At 47.1% G+C, this 16,635-nt stretch carries 13 protein-coding genes; all 13 read right to left on the reverse strand.

Annotated features, from left to right (window positions below; genetic code table 11):
* Window positions 1–80 precede the first annotated feature (80 nt).
* Window positions 81–908: a spore cortex-lytic enzyme gene (sleB, locus tag ABGV42_RS09580; protein ID WP_347381476.1), complete on the reverse strand. Its 828-nt coding sequence runs from the start codon at window positions 906–908 to the stop codon at window positions 81–83.
* 189 nt (window positions 909–1,097) lie between these two features.
* Complete coding sequence (locus ABGV42_RS09585) at window positions 1,098–3,827, reverse strand: FtsK/SpoIIIE family DNA translocase (protein ID WP_347381477.1); 2,730 nt, start codon at window positions 3,825–3,827, stop codon at window positions 1,098–1,100.
* A gap of 90 nt (window positions 3,828–3,917) precedes the next feature.
* Window positions 3,918–4,148: a YlzJ-like family protein gene (locus tag ABGV42_RS09590; protein ID WP_347381478.1), complete on the reverse strand. Its 231-nt coding sequence runs from the start codon at window positions 4,146–4,148 to the stop codon at window positions 3,918–3,920.
* Window positions 4,145–4,852, reverse strand: coding sequence for a ClpP family protease (locus ABGV42_RS09595; protein ID WP_347383191.1), 708 nt, complete (start codon window positions 4,850–4,852; stop codon window positions 4,145–4,147). Before ABGV42_RS09595 ends, ABGV42_RS09590 begins: the two co-directional genes overlap by 4 nt.
* A gap of 279 nt (window positions 4,853–5,131) precedes the next feature.
* Window positions 5,132–6,811: a ribonuclease J gene (locus tag ABGV42_RS09600; protein ID WP_347381479.1), complete on the reverse strand. Its 1,680-nt coding sequence runs from the start codon at window positions 6,809–6,811 to the stop codon at window positions 5,132–5,134.
* Window positions 6,812–7,287: 476 nt separating this feature from the next.
* On the reverse strand, window positions 7,288–8,166 hold the full coding sequence (gene dapA / locus ABGV42_RS09605) for a 4-hydroxy-tetrahydrodipicolinate synthase (protein ID WP_347381480.1): 879 nt from the start codon (window positions 8,164–8,166) through the stop codon (window positions 7,288–7,290).
* 45 nt (window positions 8,167–8,211) lie between these two features.
* Entirely contained in the window at window positions 8,212–9,429 is a 1,218-nt protein-coding gene (gene dapG, locus ABGV42_RS09610) for an aspartate kinase (RefSeq protein ID WP_347381481.1), read from the reverse strand.
* A gap of 421 nt (window positions 9,430–9,850) precedes the next feature.
* Window positions 9,851–10,447: a dipicolinate synthase subunit B gene (locus ABGV42_RS09615; protein ID WP_347381482.1), complete on the reverse strand. Its 597-nt coding sequence runs from the start codon at window positions 10,445–10,447 to the stop codon at window positions 9,851–9,853.
* A complete protein-coding gene (gene dpsA, locus ABGV42_RS09620) occupies window positions 10,444–11,343 on the reverse strand; it encodes a dipicolinate synthase subunit DpsA (RefSeq protein WP_347381483.1) in 900 nt (299 codons plus the stop codon). Before dpsA ends, ABGV42_RS09615 begins: the two co-directional genes overlap by 4 nt.
* 138 nt (window positions 11,344–11,481) lie before the next feature.
* The gene (dut, locus tag ABGV42_RS09625; RefSeq protein ID WP_017689132.1) at window positions 11,482–11,928 is read right to left on the reverse strand and encodes a dUTP diphosphatase; all 447 of its coding nucleotides are present in this window, start codon (window positions 11,926–11,928) and stop codon (window positions 11,482–11,484) included.
* Window positions 11,888–13,171, reverse strand: coding sequence for a M16 family metallopeptidase (locus ABGV42_RS09630; protein WP_347381484.1), 1,284 nt, complete (start codon window positions 13,169–13,171; stop codon window positions 11,888–11,890). Before ABGV42_RS09630 ends, dut begins: the two co-directional genes overlap by 41 nt.
* 96 nt (window positions 13,172–13,267) lie before the next feature.
* Entirely contained in the window at window positions 13,268–14,263 is a 996-nt protein-coding gene (locus tag ABGV42_RS09635) for a polysaccharide deacetylase family protein (RefSeq protein WP_347381485.1), read from the reverse strand.
* Between the two features lie 181 nt (window positions 14,264–14,444).
* Window positions 14,445–16,547 (reverse strand): polyribonucleotide nucleotidyltransferase, encoded by a 2,103-nt coding sequence (gene pnp / locus ABGV42_RS09640; protein ID WP_347381486.1) that lies wholly within the window; start codon window positions 16,545–16,547, stop codon window positions 14,445–14,447.
* Between the last annotated feature and the right edge of the window lie 88 nt (window positions 16,548–16,635).

Raw genomic sequence — 16,635 nt, forward strand, 5'->3', positions numbered from 1 at the left:
CTCAAGTGCAACAACCATTTTAACCCATGCAAAAGGCAAGAAGCAACCGAAGACACCTCTTCTGGTTGCTTCCAACATCATCACATACAAAAGATATGCTGACCGATTGTTTTCACCTGAGGACGGGTCCAGATCCATTTGGAAGTGGCCGTCTTGGGATTAAAGTAATACAGGCAACCGCCTGATGGGTCCCAGCCATTCATTGCCTGCTCAACTGCTTTACGTGCCTGAGCATTGGGTTCCAGATAGATCTGCCCATCAGCTACGGCAGTAAATGCACCTGGCTGGAAAATGACACCGGATGGTGTATTTGGAAAACTCGGTGATTTTACGCGATTCAATATGACTGCTGCTACAGCAACCTGACCTTCAAAAGGTTCTCCCCGGGATTCTCCATATACCGCGTTGGCCATAATCTTAATTTCATTCTCAGATAAGCCCATGGAGTTTGCGGAACCCATATTATCCTGCTCTTTATCCGCATTGTTGTTTTTGTCCTCACCCTGGCCTGATGATTCTTTGTGCAGTGGCGGCTCGGTCGGGGACCATTGTTTGGTGGCATTGTACAACTTCAGCTTAGTTTTAGCGCCAACCACACCATCCGCCTTCATGCCGAATTCAGATTGAAACCACTTTACGGATTTTAGCGTGCTGCTGCCAAAGTTACTGTCGATTTTACCATTGTAAAAACCTAAGTACTTCAGTCTGCCTTGGAGTTCGTATACATCCTGCCCATAGCTTCCATACTGCACGGTGTTGCTACTGAAGGTGGGCAGCGTCTTCTCTTCCACTTGGGAGATATTTGGTTTGGATTCTTGGGTTGCCGAATGATCCGGGAGCAAATAACGAATTCCCAATGCAGACATCAGCAAGATCGCAGTGAAAAGCCATATGTTCATTTTTCGCATCGACTGTGCTCTACCTTTCTCTTGTGGGATTAACAGAATCGCTAACGTTATTATGACAAGCCTGCTTGCTTCCTATGCACCAAATCACCCGATCATTGGACAACATGGCAAAACTTCAACGCCCATCAACAACAAAAAAGCCCCCAACTTATCGTTGGGGTCTGCACAGATACATATACTCGATTCTGCTTAAGAACTTATTTTATTTTGTTGATATTGTTCCAGCGAGATTAAAACCTCCCTAGGCTTACTGCCCTCATACGGGCCAATAACGCCACGAGCCTCCATAGAGTCAATCAGACGTGCAGCGCGGGTATAACCCACTCTCATTCGCCGCTGAAGCAAGGATACGGAAGCTTGCTTCGCTTCCAATATAATTTGCACAGCCTGCTCGTACAGTTCATCCTGTACTTCATCTGCCGCTTGAACGGAATCATCGACTTCAGGCACAATGGATTCATCATACTGTGCTTCACCTTGGCCACGCACATAATTAACAATATTCTCAACTTCTTCATCACTCATAAAAGCTCCCTGCACACGTACTGGCTTGGAAGCTCCCATTGGCATGAAGAGCATATCGCCACGGCCCAGCAGTTTCTCTGCTCCCCCCATATCTAAGATCGTCCGGGAGTCCACCTGTGAAGACACACCGAATGCGATCCGGGAAGGGATATTCGCTTTGATGACACCAGTAATGACATCAACGGAAGGCCGCTGCGTAGCAATAATGAGATGAATCCCCGCAGCACGTGCCATTTGGGCAAGACGCGCAATGGCATCTTCTACATCCCCTGCAGCAACCATCATCAGATCCGCAAGCTCGTCCACAATAACAACGATGTATGGCAATACAGCTGCCGGATTGTCCTTCATCAGGTTGTTGTAACCTTCGACATTCCGTGTACCCGATTTGGAGAACAGCTCATATCTCTTCTCCATCTCCACCACAATTTTTTTGAGGGCAAGCGAAGCTCTCTTGGGATCCGTCACTACCGGAGCCATCAGATGAGGAATGCCATTGTATACATTAAGCTCAACCATTTTCGGGTCGACCATCAGAAATTTCACTTCATCCGGCTTGGCTTTGTATAGAATACTGGTGATAATCCCGTTAATACATACCGATTTACCAGAACCTGTAGCACCCGCAACAAGCAAATGGGGCATACGGGCGAGGTTGCCGATGATGGTCTGACCAGAAATGTCCCGTCCAAATGCAATAGTCACTTTGGATTCTGCATCCTGGAACGTGGATGTTTCCATAACCTCACGCATCGTTACAACTGAAACTTCACCGTTAGGCACCTCGATACCGATCGCTGACTTACCAGGAATCGGTGCTTCCATCCGGATATCCTTGGCAGCTAATGCCAGTGCGATATCATCAGTCAAACTTACAATTCGGCTAACTTTCACACCAATATCCGGTTGAATTTCATATCGCGTAACCGCTGGTCCTCTAACCACTTCAAGCACTTTTGCCCGCACACCGAAGCTTTCTAGTGTGGCTTCAAGCTTACGGGCAGTCTGCATATAATCTTTTTGGTCCCCGCCCTTGCCGCCGTTGTTTGGCTTCGCAAGCAGGCGGAACGAAGGAAGCTTGTACGGCTTCGGAGGTGGAGGAGGCGGTTTAATGGGCTCCATATCCTGTCCCTCGGCACTTCCACTGTCCATCCCCGAAGATGTATCGTTTAACCCAGGTTGTCCTTCCAGGCTATTCTCCATCTCACTCAGGTGATCAGTACCGGCCTCGTTTATAGGCCAACCGGCTCCATCCACCAGTTCATCACTAACCTTGATCGGAATGTCGTCTCCTTGGCTGGAGTCTGAAATGTCCTCAGGGAATGGATACGCATCGTCCAGATCATCATCCTTGACATGATCCTCTGCTCTGACATGTTCGAAGAAATCACGGATAATTGGAGCTGAACTGGTTTTCTGTGGAGCAGCCCCTCCAACAGGAGAGGGAACATCTGAGACAAATGACGGCTCTTCATTCCAGGATTCAGCAAAATGATCCGGCTCTGCTCGATATAACACCTGCTCCGCTGCCGTTGGCTGCTCTTGCTCCATCTCTCGGTCAGATTTTATCTTCTCCCGATCCGCACCCCACTTACCAAACAATTGAAAGAAAATGGGCGCTTTTCGTTTGGGAAGCTGCATCTCTTCCAAGTCGTCCTCTTCATCATCTTCGATATCCGCGGGAATAGGAACCACTTTACGAGCAGCTCCACCTTTTTTCCCCGAGGATGTTGCAGCAGAACGCGCTGACGGTCTGGACTCCAGCTTTTTGTAGATCGAACTGCCGGCATCCCATACCTTGGTTCTGAAAATGCGTACCAGATCGACATAGGACAGATTCGTAATCAGCATAAAACTAATAATAAACATCACGATCATAATCAAACGGGCACCTAGACTGCCGAACAGCCACAGGAACAGAGCAAATTGAGCAGCCCCAATGTAGCCGCCACTTATGTCCTTATTTAACATGGAATCACGTTCACCAGGCGCGGGTTGAAGCAGTTCGGTCTGCATATCGTTATGTACTTGTGTAATAACCGCTCCAGGCTCGAGAGCTCCAACAGGGATAAGCTTCTGATGCATTGCAGATACGGTACTCATCAAGGTTAACGCAAACACCAGAAGGACAAGCCCTGTCTTGCGAGTTGTCCACCCGCTCGGCCACTTTCGGTGTATCATAACCATCAATCCGTAGTAGATCCCAACCAGCGGAATGGCAAAATAGAATTTTCCGAGCATTAATCCGAACATTTTGGATAGTGAACGCCCTACGGTTGCTTCTCCAGATAAAGCGATAACCGCAAGGGTAATGAGCACAATCCCGTAAATCTCATATTTTAAAACGCCGCTGAACGCAGCGCCTTTTTTCTTCTTCTTTTTTCTTCTGGCCAAAATCAGGTCACCCCCAGAAGAATATTATACCATACAAATATAATCCGTACATATGTTCTTTTCTTGCCCTATTTGTCTTTTTTCGTCGTGTTATGTTGGTCCCGCGTTACCTGAAAGAGGAACTTTAGAGCCAGGCATATTGGCGGGATCAAGATACGCTTCAAGCGGGCAGTCAAGCAAACGCACAATAACCGCTTCACTATCACTAACCGGTCTGATCTGCATCAATAAACCATTAATCTTGACTTCACGCGTATCTTCCCCTTCATTCCACATCCCCGACCAGAGATGCTCCGGTGGCATTACAGTATACATGGTCATTGTGTAAGTCCTCCTGCGTGCAGAGTCTGTCTCTTGTCTCCCATGAGCTTGTTCAACTGGGCAATGGCTTGACCAATGCCGCCAACCGCATCCATTAATCCGTATTTGACTGCATCAGCACTCCCAACAGCCGTACCAATATCCCGGTTCAATTCCCCTGTTTTAAACATGAGTTCTTTGAACATATCCTCTGAGATATTCGAATGTGTGGTGACAAAGCGAACAACCCGTTCCTGCATTTTCTCCATGTATTCAAATGTTTGAGGGACACCAATAACAAGTCCGTTCATACGGATGGGATGAATCGTCATTGTTGCACTTCCGGCAATTAATGAATATGTGGAAGCCACTGCGATTGGAACTCCTATGCTATGTCCTCCGCCAATAACAACGGTAACGGTAGGCTTGCTCAGAGAAGCTATCATCTCAGCGATCGCCAAACCTGCCTCCACGTCTCCTCCCACGGTGTTCAGAATGATCAGGATACCTTCAATCCGGGGATTCTGTTCTGCAGCAACCAACTGCGGAATAATATGCTCGTACTTGGTTGTTTTGTTTTGCGGGGGCAGAATCAAGTGACCTTCAACCTGTCCAATAATCGTCATACAAAAAATATTGGACTCCCCTGCAGGTGACTGAGTCTGTCCGAACTGCTGGATTGCCTCTGTAACGGGAGCGAGGCCTTTGTCCTCCTGGGCAGGCATGTTGGGTGTCTCCGTCTCGGGTTGATTCGACTTGGATGTCTGCTTGCCGTTTATATACTCACTCATTATGTTAATCCCCTTCCCCATAACCATTTTAATGTATTCCTTAGTATGGGGAATTTTCCAGCCTACTTATACCCGAAGACCTGCCAAAAATCCCTTACATCGTCCACGCCAATTCGTAAAAAGCAAAAAAAGCCCCTGATCTACGAGGAACCGTCCAATATTACTCGTAGATCAGGGGCGACTGTGTGCCTGAATATATGATTTTAGTTTATTTTAAACTTCCATGATAATTGGCAAAATCATCGGTCTGCGACGAGTTTGCTCATACAGGAAGCGTCCCAGTGCATCTTTTACATTGGTTTTGAGTGAAGCCCATTCGTTTACATTCTCACTCATCAACTTTTGCAGTGTGCTGCTGACAATACGGTTGGCTTCGTCAAGCAATCCTTCGGATTCCCGTACGTATACAAATCCGCGGGAAATGATATCCGGACCGGATACAATTTTACCATCTTGTTTGCTGAGGGTTACTACAACGACAAGAATTCCATCCTGGGATAACAGTTTGCGATCGCGCAATACGATGTTACCAACGTCGCCTACACCCAATCCGTCGATCAGTACGTTACCTGCAGTAACTTTACCAGCCTTGCGAGCTGCTCCACCTTGAATCTCAACCACTTCACCGATATCCGTGATGAAGATGTTGTCAGGATCGATACCTACAGATTCAGCAAGAACTGCGTGACGGCGCTGCATACGGAATTCCCCGTGAATTGGCAGGAAGAACTTAGGTTTCATCAGGTTAAGCATCAGCTTGAGCTCTTCCTGGCTACCGTGTCCAGATACGTGTACACCGCTGTTCGCACCACTGTAATGAACATTAGCTCCGAGACGGAACAATTCATCAATGGTACGGCCTACATACTTCTCATTACCCGGTACCGGTGTTGCTGCGATAATAACTGTGTCACCAGGAAGAATGTCTACTTTACGGTGAGTAGAACGAGCCATCCGAGTCAATGCAGACATTGGCTCGCCTTGACTTCCTGTGCAAAGAATAACAACACGGTCTGCAGCCATTTTACCTACTTCTTCAGGTTCAATGATCATACCGTCCGGAATTTCCAGATAACCCAGATCCGAAGCAATACCTACAACATTCACCATGCTGCGTCCAATAACAGCCACTTTGCGGCCAGTCACATCTGCTGCATTAATGACCTGTTGAATCCGGTGTACGTTGGAAGCAAAAGTAGCTACAACTACACGCTGGCTCGCTTTACGGAAGATATCTTCCAAAACGATCCCAACATTTTTCTCAGAAGGCGTGAAGCCTGGTTTCTCAGCATTGGTACTGTCAGACAAAAGTGCGAGAACGCCATTTGTACCGATCTGTGCCATACGCTGAAGATCTGCATATTGACCATTGACTGGTGTGTGGTCGAATTTGAAGTCACCTGTATGAACTACAGCACCTTCTGGAGTTTCAACACATACACCAACGGAATCCGGAATACTATGGTTAGTAGCAAAGAATGTTGCTTTCAATACCGATCCAAGTTGGATCTCGGAATCAGCGTCAATCAGAATGCGTTTTGTTTCACCCAGCAAATTGGCTTCTTTCAGTTTGTTTTCAACCAGTCCGAGTGTAAGCTTGGTTCCATATACAGGAACGTTAAGGTGTTTCAGAACATACGGTAATCCACCGATATGATCTTCGTGACCGTGAGTCAAAATAATTCCTCTTACTTTGTCACGGTTCTCAGTCAAGTACGAAATGTCAGGAATGACAATGTCAATTCCAAGCATATCTTCTTCAGGGAATTTAAGACCAGCATCTACGACTACAATGTCGTTAGCGTATTGGATGACGTACATATTTTTACCAATCTCGCCTACGCCGCCCAGTGCAAAAATCATCAGTTTATCGTTATTATTTTTCTTAGACAAATGAATCTGAACCTCCTATGGTAGTTGGACGTCGTACCTTATTATTTTATTTATTGTAAGTTAAAAAAGTAATCTCCACATTACAAACCAATACATAGGCATGTATGCAAAAGAACACCTTTATTCACGATATTTGGAAGAAGTTCCTCGAAGCAATTCCCCTTCTCCAACAAGTTGGATTTGAAATGATTCCTTCTTAGCCGTTCCTTCCCTTTTCACCGCAAAGCCACATCTCGAAACGATGTCGCTTTCAATTTCAAAAAAATACCGCACCCAGTCACTTGACATCATTATACATGATTAAAAACAAAAAAAACAAGTCACTCTGTCGTTAAGCCTTAGGTTTCCCTCTGACAGCAAGGATGAAACAACTCTAAAAAGCAAAAAAAGAACCGCTTCTTCTTTCTCTGAAGAGCGGTTCCTGTTTGTTTGTATATGTTATAAAAATTAATAATTTTTAGACAAGAGCATGCTTGCTATTCATTAAGCAAGGCACGGATAAAGCCCTGCTCCTCGTCGGTTGGAGCAATCAGCGGAAGACGCACTGAACCAACGTTTAATCCACGCAACGTCAGAGCGTATTTCACTGCAACCGGGTTCGGCAAAGGCTGCGGACACTCAAATAAACCTTTGAACACTGGGAAAAGTTGCTGATGCAATTGGGTTGCTTTTTGTGTGTCTCCCCCAACGAATGCATCAATCATCTGTTTCATCTCCGCACCGACTATATGACTCGCAACACTGACAATGCCATATGCTCCCACCGTGATTGCTGGTAAACCTGATGCGTCATCTCCCGAGTAAACTTTGAAGTGATCGGGTGCACCTGCAGCAACCAGTGTCACTTGCTCCAAGGGAGCACATTCCTTCGTAGCCACGATATTCGGAATCTGAGCCAGGCGAAGCGTAGTGGCAGTAGACAGGCTTGCTGCGGTACGGCCTGGTACGTTATATAGCATTACAGGCAGCTTGGTTGAGCTCGCAATGGCTTCAAAATGTTTGAACATGCCTTCTTGGCTTGGTTTGTTGTAATAAGGAACGACCAAAAGGACCCCATCCACACCGACACGTTCAGCTTCTTGTGTCAGATGGATCGAATGGGCAGTATTGTTAGACCCTGTTCCGGCAATGATTTTGCATCTTCCTGCAGCATGCTTCACTGCAAACTCAAAAAGCTGCACCTTCTCACTGTCGCTAAGTGTAGGAGATTCACCGGTCGTACCGGACACCACAAGTGCTTCAGATTTTTGATCTGCAATTAAATAGTCTATAAGCCTTGCAGTTTCCTCCCAATGAATCTCCCCCTGTTCGTTGAACGGAGTGACCATTGCTGTAATCAATCTTCCAAAGTCCAATTCGATTTCCTCCTTCAAAACAGGTCTGGCTCCGCACGCTTCAAATTACAAATGAAGTTCGAACGAGGTGTGAAGCGCCCTCAGGGCCTGAACCATATCTTCTTTTTTTACAAGTACCCAGATGGTTGTGTTCGAATCTGCCGATTGCAAGATCTGAATGTCAGCCAGTGTTAACGATTCAACGATTCTTGCCATGATACCAGGCACACCGTTAATTCCACCGCCGATCACCGAAACTTTGGCACAGCCGGACAGACTTTGAGGTTTAAGACCAATCTCTTGCAAAACTTGAATTGCTTTTTCAGAGTCACTGTCGAACACAGTATAGACGACTCCTGAAGGGGTAACATTAATAAAATCAACACTAATCGAATTTTCAGCCATTGTTTTGAAGACTTTCAGCTGCAGCCGATCCGCGCCTCCCGGCACATCTACTGTGATCTGGGTTACGTTGCTAACGTAAGCAATACCCGTCACATAACGATCTACTATGCCTGTCTGCACATCCTGGAATCCTTCCGGATGGGTAACAAGGGTTCCTTCACTGTCTGCAAAAGTGGATCGTACGCGTACAGGAATTTGGGATTGCATTGCAATTTCAACTGCTCGGGGGTGAATGACTTTGGCCCCGTGATGCGCCATATTACAGATCTCGGCATAACTCACCACAGTTAACGGACGTGCATCCTCCACAATCCGCGGATCAGCGGTCAAAATGCCGTTTACATCGGTATAGATATCCACCATCTCCGCCTGAAGAGCAGCACCCAATGCTGTAGCTGATGTATCACTGCCGCCACGGCCTAATGTGGTAAAGTCTCCGCTCTCTGTCTGCCCTTGGAAACCCGTAACAATAACAACACGGTTTTTTTGAAGCTCCTCCAGCACACGAACAGGACGGACATCCAAAATCCGGGCATTCCCGAAATTGTCGTCCGTCACAAAGCCTGCCTGCGCACCAGTCAGCACAGTTGTGGGGATGTTTTCATGTTCAAGCAGACTGCTGAGTGTTGTAGCCGATATGATCTCACCACAGCACAACAATAAATCCTTTTCACGTGCAGACAGTGAATTACCATTTTGCGCTGCCCAGTCGAGCAATGTATCCGTAGCATATGGTTCGCCCCGGCGGCCCATAGCCGACACAACAATGACAAGACTCAGTCCTGCCTCAAGTTCACGTTTAATATGACGGAGCACGTGCTCTCTCGCCTGAACCGTAGAAAGCGACGTGCCTCCAAATTTCTGTACCATGATACGCATCTTAATTCCTCCATTTGTGTACGCAAGAAGACTGGACACGGTCAAATCAACAAATGGATCAACCCAGGGAGCGTTCCGATGCAATAAATTCAGCAATGATTACGACATTATATGCCGTTTTTCCTCTGTAGATTGCTTGCTCTAAGCAATTCACTAACTGAAGGTCGGTTTATCACCGATCACGACATGCATATCTCCATGAACGCATCCCGCTTGCGATCAATTCGGTGCAAGCAGGAATGCCCTTCAACGACAGGAACGCGTACACAGGAAGCTGTTAAACTTCCGACGTATCGTCCCCCATGATTTTCTTTGTCTAACCTAACCAAGTTCATTTCTTCATGCGTATAACCGTTATCCTGGAACTTCTCCACAGCGAAATCCAACCCGTAAACAAACGTTAAACTTGGTCAATAAACGATTAAGCCTGTGCAGAGCGTTCTACGATCATCGGCTGTAACTGTTGACCTTCCAGTGCACTCCAGCATGCCTCCGGAATAAGTTCCATCTTTGCCACTAACGAGTTTGGTTTCTTCACCGGATCATCCTGCCCGAACGGTACAAAGTAAATATATTTTGCTACAAGCAGTTTGGCGATGTTCGCGGCATTCAGTCCCAGGCCATCATTTGTGGAGATGGCAAGCACTACCGGACGCTGATTCCGCATCTGGGCTTTGGCTGCCATCAGCACAGGGCTATCGGTCATCGCATTAGCCAGCTTACTCGTTGTGTTCCCTGTGCAGGGAGCAATTACGAGCACATCAAGCAATTTGGATGGCCCCAGCGGTTCCGCCTCAACAATTGTAGAAATAATATCATTCCCAGTTATATCTTTCAACTGTTTTTGCCAGTTCTGAGCCGTACCAAAGCGCGTATCCGTTGTTAAAACCGAATTGGAAATAATCGGAACGACATTCGCACCCTCAGCCACAAACCGGCTAATTACCGGCATAACCTCTTCAAACGTACAATGAGAACCTGTAATCGCATAACCTACCGTTTTACCCTTCCAGTTCATTGTTCAACCTCCCGTGCGTTTTGTTCTTCCAAAAGCAAACGGATCAACGCGTCGGCAATAATGCCGCCAGCCGTTTTGGGAGCAACAATGCCGGGGAGGCCTGGCGCTAGAAGCGCTTTAATGCCGCGTTTTTCAGCATATCTGAAATCACAGCCGCCAGGAGCGGATGCGAGGTCGATAATGACTGCTTTTTGAGGCATTCTGGACAGGATTTGTGCTGTGATTATCATAGTCGGTATCGTATTAAAAAGCAAGTCAACTGCCCCGGTTTGAGCGGCCAAATCCGTTGTCATGAAAGGCTTCCAGCCCATGATGTTAGCCCGAGCCGCATCCTCTTCCCGCCTGATTCCCACCCGTACATTTGCCCCAAGACCCTGGAGCGTTTTGGCCATTGTGAATCCTGTTCGGCCGAGCCCAAGCACAATACATTCCGAGCCGTGGATCGTGAAGTCCGTCTCCCGAATCGCCATCGCGACCGCTCCCTCAGCTGTCGGGATCGAGTTGAAGAGCGCGATGTCATCACGATCCAGCACTTCAATCAGCCGTAAGCCGTTATCCACGCACAACTCACGCAAAAATGGCTTTGCCATTCCTGTGAAAACAATACAATGCTCTGGCAATGCCGCTATCTGTTCTTTTTTCAGGAAAATCGGCTGGTCACTGAATGAGGTGCTCACTTTCCCCTGATCATCACAACCAACTACGGGGAGCACCACCACATCCGCGGATGCCAACACCTCATCCTCCAGCTCATGATATTCGATCCCCGAAATAGGACGCTCCAGCTTGTCGAAACCGACCACACTTACCGTGGCATCCAGCTCTGCGCATTTTTGAATGACTTCAAGCTGCCGCGCATCTCCGCCCAGGACTACTATCCGGACTCCGGTCAGCATCGGGACGTCACTCCTTTCACCACATGTATGCCTTATCGTATGCAGTGGCCCACAGGGGGGTGAAAACATTTCCTTTCTCTTCTCTAAACAAAAAAGCCTTCCCGTATGGGAAGGCCCTTCATCATTCGTAGCAGCTTATTATTTTCCGGTATGACCGAATCCGCCTTCGCCACGAACTGTTTCCGAGAGTTCGTTCACTTCGGTTAGTTCAACAGCAGGCACAGTCTGAAACACGATCTGAGCAATGCGTTCACCCCGTACAATCGTGAATGGCTCTTGGCCCAGATTAATCAATAGCACCTTAACCTCACCCCGGTAATCCGCATCAATGGTACCCGGTGTGTTTAAACAGGTAATGCCGTGTTTGAACGCCAGACCGCTGCGTGGGCGGATCTGTGCTTCAAGGCCAGCAGGCATAGCCATGGCCAAGCCAGTCGGAATCAGCGTGCGCTGTCCCGGCTGCAATACAACGTCCTCCTGAAGCGCAGCAACTACATCAAAGCCTGATGCAAGCTCCGACATTTTTTGAGGCAGCTTAATATCTTCATTGCCCGGTAGCTTTTGAATTTGAACGTAATGCAACAAAATCATCCCTTCTTAATCCAGCAATGGTGCGATCGGAAGCACCGACCATAGCAAGCGCAAATGGCTCCGCGAACATCAGGTCAAGTACAGCATCGATATCATCCATCGTTACTTGTTCAATTTTGGCTATCATTTCATCCAGCGTATGGTGTCTGCCCAGCATCAGTTCGTTTTTACCCAAACGATTCATCCGGCTTCCCGTACTCTCCAAACTGAGAATCAGACTTCCTTTCAGCTGTTCTTTTCCTTTGCGCAGTTCATCTTCTGTCAGACCGTTCACGGCAAGATCCTGCAGAACCTCTTTGGTCAGATCCAACACTTCTTTCGTTTGTTTCGGTGCAGTACCTGCATATATCGTGAACAATCCGCTGTCCGCATGAGAACTGTGATAGGAATATACGGAGTATGCCAGTCCGCGCTTTTCACGAATTTCCTGGAACAGTCTGGAGCTCATGCCGCCACCAATGGCATTGTTCAATACAACCATGGCAAACTGCAGGGGATCTCCGATTTTGCAGCCTGGAAACGAAATACAGATATGATTCTGTTCGGTTTTCTTCTTGTGAAAGAGCTGTCCACTTTGGAATTTGGGAACGGTAATCTGTTCAGCCGCACCGTGAACGTCAAATGATCCAAAATGTTTTTCCATCAAATCAATCACACTGTCATCAATATTGCCTGCAATACTAATGACTGTATTCTCAATGGTATAGTGCTCCTTCATGTATGCGCGCAGATCGCTGGAATCCATCGCTTTAAGCCGTTCCTCCGTACCCAGAATCGGGTACGCCAGCGGATGTTCTCCATAGGCAGCCGTAGCCATCAAATCGTGAACCATATCATCCGGTGTATCCTCGTACATTGAAATCTCTTCCAGGATGACGTTTTTCTCCTTGATGAGCTCGCCATCATCCATTTTGGAACGGAAAAACATGTCAGACAATACATCTACAGCGATAGGCAGATGCTCATCCAATACTTTAGCATAATAACACGTGTATTCTTTCGAAGTGAACGCGTTCACGTTACCGCCAATAGCATCAAACTGTTCCGCAATTGCCTTGGCGTCGTAACGATCCGTTCCCTTGAACAACATGTGTTCAATAAAATGTGATACTCCATTGTTTACAGGCTGCTCGTTACGCGATCCTGTCTTGACCCATATACCAAAAGACACGGAACGACAGGTCGGAATCTGTTCCATGACTACCCTGAGGCCATTGCCCAGCTGAATTTTTTTCACGGTTGGCCCTCCTACATCTCTATAATTGCCTTGATCTCCAAAAAAACGAAATCGACATTTGGTTCCAACTGTTTGATATTAACAAAAAAACGCCGCTCACTCAACCGCTGGAGCTTTTATGCGTTCCGAAGATAACGTCTCACTCACTGTCCCCAGAACGAGTCCTTTCGCTCGAACCGACTCAATCATGCCTTTTAGTGCTCCCGACGAGGACGCTGTGGGATGCATCAAAATTAACGTACCAGCTTCCACCTTCGCCTCAATTTTATTGACAATTGAAGCGGAACTTGGCTTTCTCCAGTCCACGGTGTCCAGTGTCCATAGGACCGTTTGCAATCCCATGCTTGAAGCAATGTCCACTGTTTTCTGATTAAAGTCACCTGACGGGGGAGCAAACCACCGGTTTTCCACCCCTAGCGTTTCCTTGAGGAGATCCTCTGTTTTGCTTATCTCCAGTCTGGCGCGTTCTGCACTCAAACGACTCATGTTTGGATGGGAGTAGGCATGGTTGGACAGTTCATGACCTCGTTTCTGAATCTCTTTGGCGAGCTCTGCATTTTTCTTTAACCAGCTTCCATCCAGAAAAAAGGTTGCCTTCACCTTCTCGGCATCGAGAGTGTCAAGCATCGGGATAATATACTCATTGCCCCAGGCCACATTAATCATGAACGAAACCATCGGCTTTGCCGGATTGCCCCGGTATATCGGGTGAGCCCCGAGATCCTTAAGCTGGATTTCCGGTTCAACCTGACGGTAAACGTATGCAATCTTGGTATTGAGGTTACCACCAAGTGCCTTGCGATACGTGGCTTCCACATCAATCTCAAGGCCGTTATACCCCGGTATTGCCTTCCATACCCGGTCCACTTTCGCATTGACCGGAGCTATTTTTGTTTCGGCCGCTTTATCCCGGATCGCCGACAACAAGGCATCCTCTCCAGTCGCCTCCTGAAACATATCGAATGCATTTTGTGTCCCCGGGCCATCCCGAATCTCCGTAATGTATGTACGTACACTGCCTACTTGTCCGACCAGTATGACAGCCGCCACACCCGCCAGAACTGCAACCAGCTTTTTAGATTGGTTTTTCACAGTTCCATCCTCCCGCCGTCTTTGTCCCCATCATATGAGGACAAGGGCAAGAATATGAACAACAAATTCAGGCGGCCTTTTGAAATCCATTAACGTTAACCGATTTTAGGCGTTAAAAAAAGAGCCAGAAATACACATTCTGTCTCTTCATTCAATGGATCTGTACAGATTTAAGCAGGATTTAGGATTGTGCCGGAGCTTCAGCCGTCAATACTGCTTTGCGGGACAAGTTGATGCGACCTTGTTGGTCAATTTCCGTTACTTTAACTGTAATGGAATCACCTATGGCTACAACATCTTCTACTTTGGCAACACGTTCTGTCGACAGTTGCGAGATGTGAACCAGACCCTCTTTGTTTGGAAGAACTTCAACAAATGCACCGAATTTCTCCACACGTTTTACTTTGCCGACATAGATCTCGCCGACCAGCACTTCACGTACGATTCCTTCGATAATCGATTTTGCCTTATCGTTCATGTCCTGGTTGGAAGAAGCGATAAATACGCGTCCGTCCTGTTCAATATCAATCTTAACACCGGTTTCTTCGATGATTTTATTGATAATCTTACCACCAGCACCGATAACATCACGGATTTTATCCGGATTAATATGCATTGTCGTAATCTTAGGAGCATATTGAGACAATTGCTCACGCGGAGTTTTCATTACTTCGGTCATTTTGCCCAAGATATGCATGCGGCCTTCTTTAGCTTGAGCCAAAGCTTCAGACAAAATTTGACGATCAATTCCATCAATTTTAATATCCATTTGGATCGCTGTTACACCTTCCGGTGTTCCTGCCACTTTGAAGTCCATGTCTCCCAAGTGATCTTCCATACCTTGAATATCACTGAGAATGGACACATGCTCTCCATCTTTGATCAGACCCATAGCTACCCCAGCAACCGGAGCCTTAATTGGCACACCTGCATCCATCATGGCAAGTGTACTTGCGCAGATACTTGCCTGTGAAGTCGAACCGTTAGATTCCAGTACTTCTGATACCAGACGAATCGTGTACGGGAAGTCAGTTTCCGATGGAATAACTTTAGCAAGAGCACGTTCACCCAATGCACCATGTCCAATTTCACGACGACCTGGAGCACGCAATGGACGAGCTTCACCCACGCTGAATGGCGGGAAGTTGTAATGATGCATGAAGCGTTTGGTTTCTTCCAAGCTGATTCCGTCCAGAATCTGAACATCACCCAATGCACCCAGGGTACAAATGCTGAGCGCTTGTGTTTGACCACGTGTGAACAAACCGGAACCATGCGTACGCGGCAGCAAAGATGTATCACACTCAATTGGACGAATCTCAGCAAGACCGCGTCCATCCGGACGAACCTTATCATGGGTGATCAAGCGGCGTACTTCTTCTTTGACGATATCATGCAGCACTTCTTTCACGTCTTTGAGCAGTTCAGGAGTCTCGATGTATTGCTCTTCAAAATGAGCAACGGTTTCGTCATTCACTGCATCAATTGCGTCTTGACGTGCATGCTTCTCGGCAATTTTAACCGCTTCTACCAAGCGAGCACTCGCAAATTCACGTACAGCACTGTTCACTTCAGCGTTTACAGCGTGCAGTTTTACAGCCATTTTTTCTTTGCCGGCCACTTGAACCAGTTGTTCAATGACAGCCACAATGTTTTTGATTTCATCATGTCCGAACATGATAGCTTCAAGCATAACTTCTTCCGGAACTTCGTTGGCTTCTGCCTCTACCATCATGATGGCATCTTTGGTTCCTGCAACAACGAGTTCAATTTCACTGACTTCAAGCTGTGCAATTGTTGGGTTAATGATGAATTCGCCATCAATACGTCCAACTTTCACGCCACCAATCGGTCCGTTGAATGGTACGTCCGAAATGCTCAGTGCAGCCGATGTACCGATCATCGCAGCAATCTGTGGTTCACAGTCCTGATCAACACTCATAACGATGTTGAGCACTTGTACATCATTACGGAAACCTTCAGGGAACAGTGGACGAATTGGACGGTCTGTCAGACGACTAGCCAGAATGGCTTTCTCGCTTGGTCTTCCTTCCCGTTTAATGAATCCGCCTGGAATTTTACCTACGGCATACAATCTTTCCTCATAGTTCACCGTCAGCGGGAAAAAGTCCAGATCCTTCGGTTCGCTTGATGCTGTAACGGTACACAAAACAACCGTATCTCCGTATGTTACTTTAACGGCAGCATTTGCCTGTTTAGCCAAACGTCCTGTTTCAAGCACAAGCGTTCTTCCACCAAGCTGCATTTCAACACGTTTTTCCATGAAATCCCTCCTTCTAATCGTTCCTTACACAATGGATTCTGCATTTTATCAGTATTTCCTGCTTGTCCTGCATTCATTAACTTGCAAA

It is taken from the genome of Paenibacillus pabuli (genome assembly GCF_039831995.1).
Lineage (GTDB): Bacteria > Bacillota > Bacilli > Paenibacillales > Paenibacillaceae > Paenibacillus > Paenibacillus pabuli_C.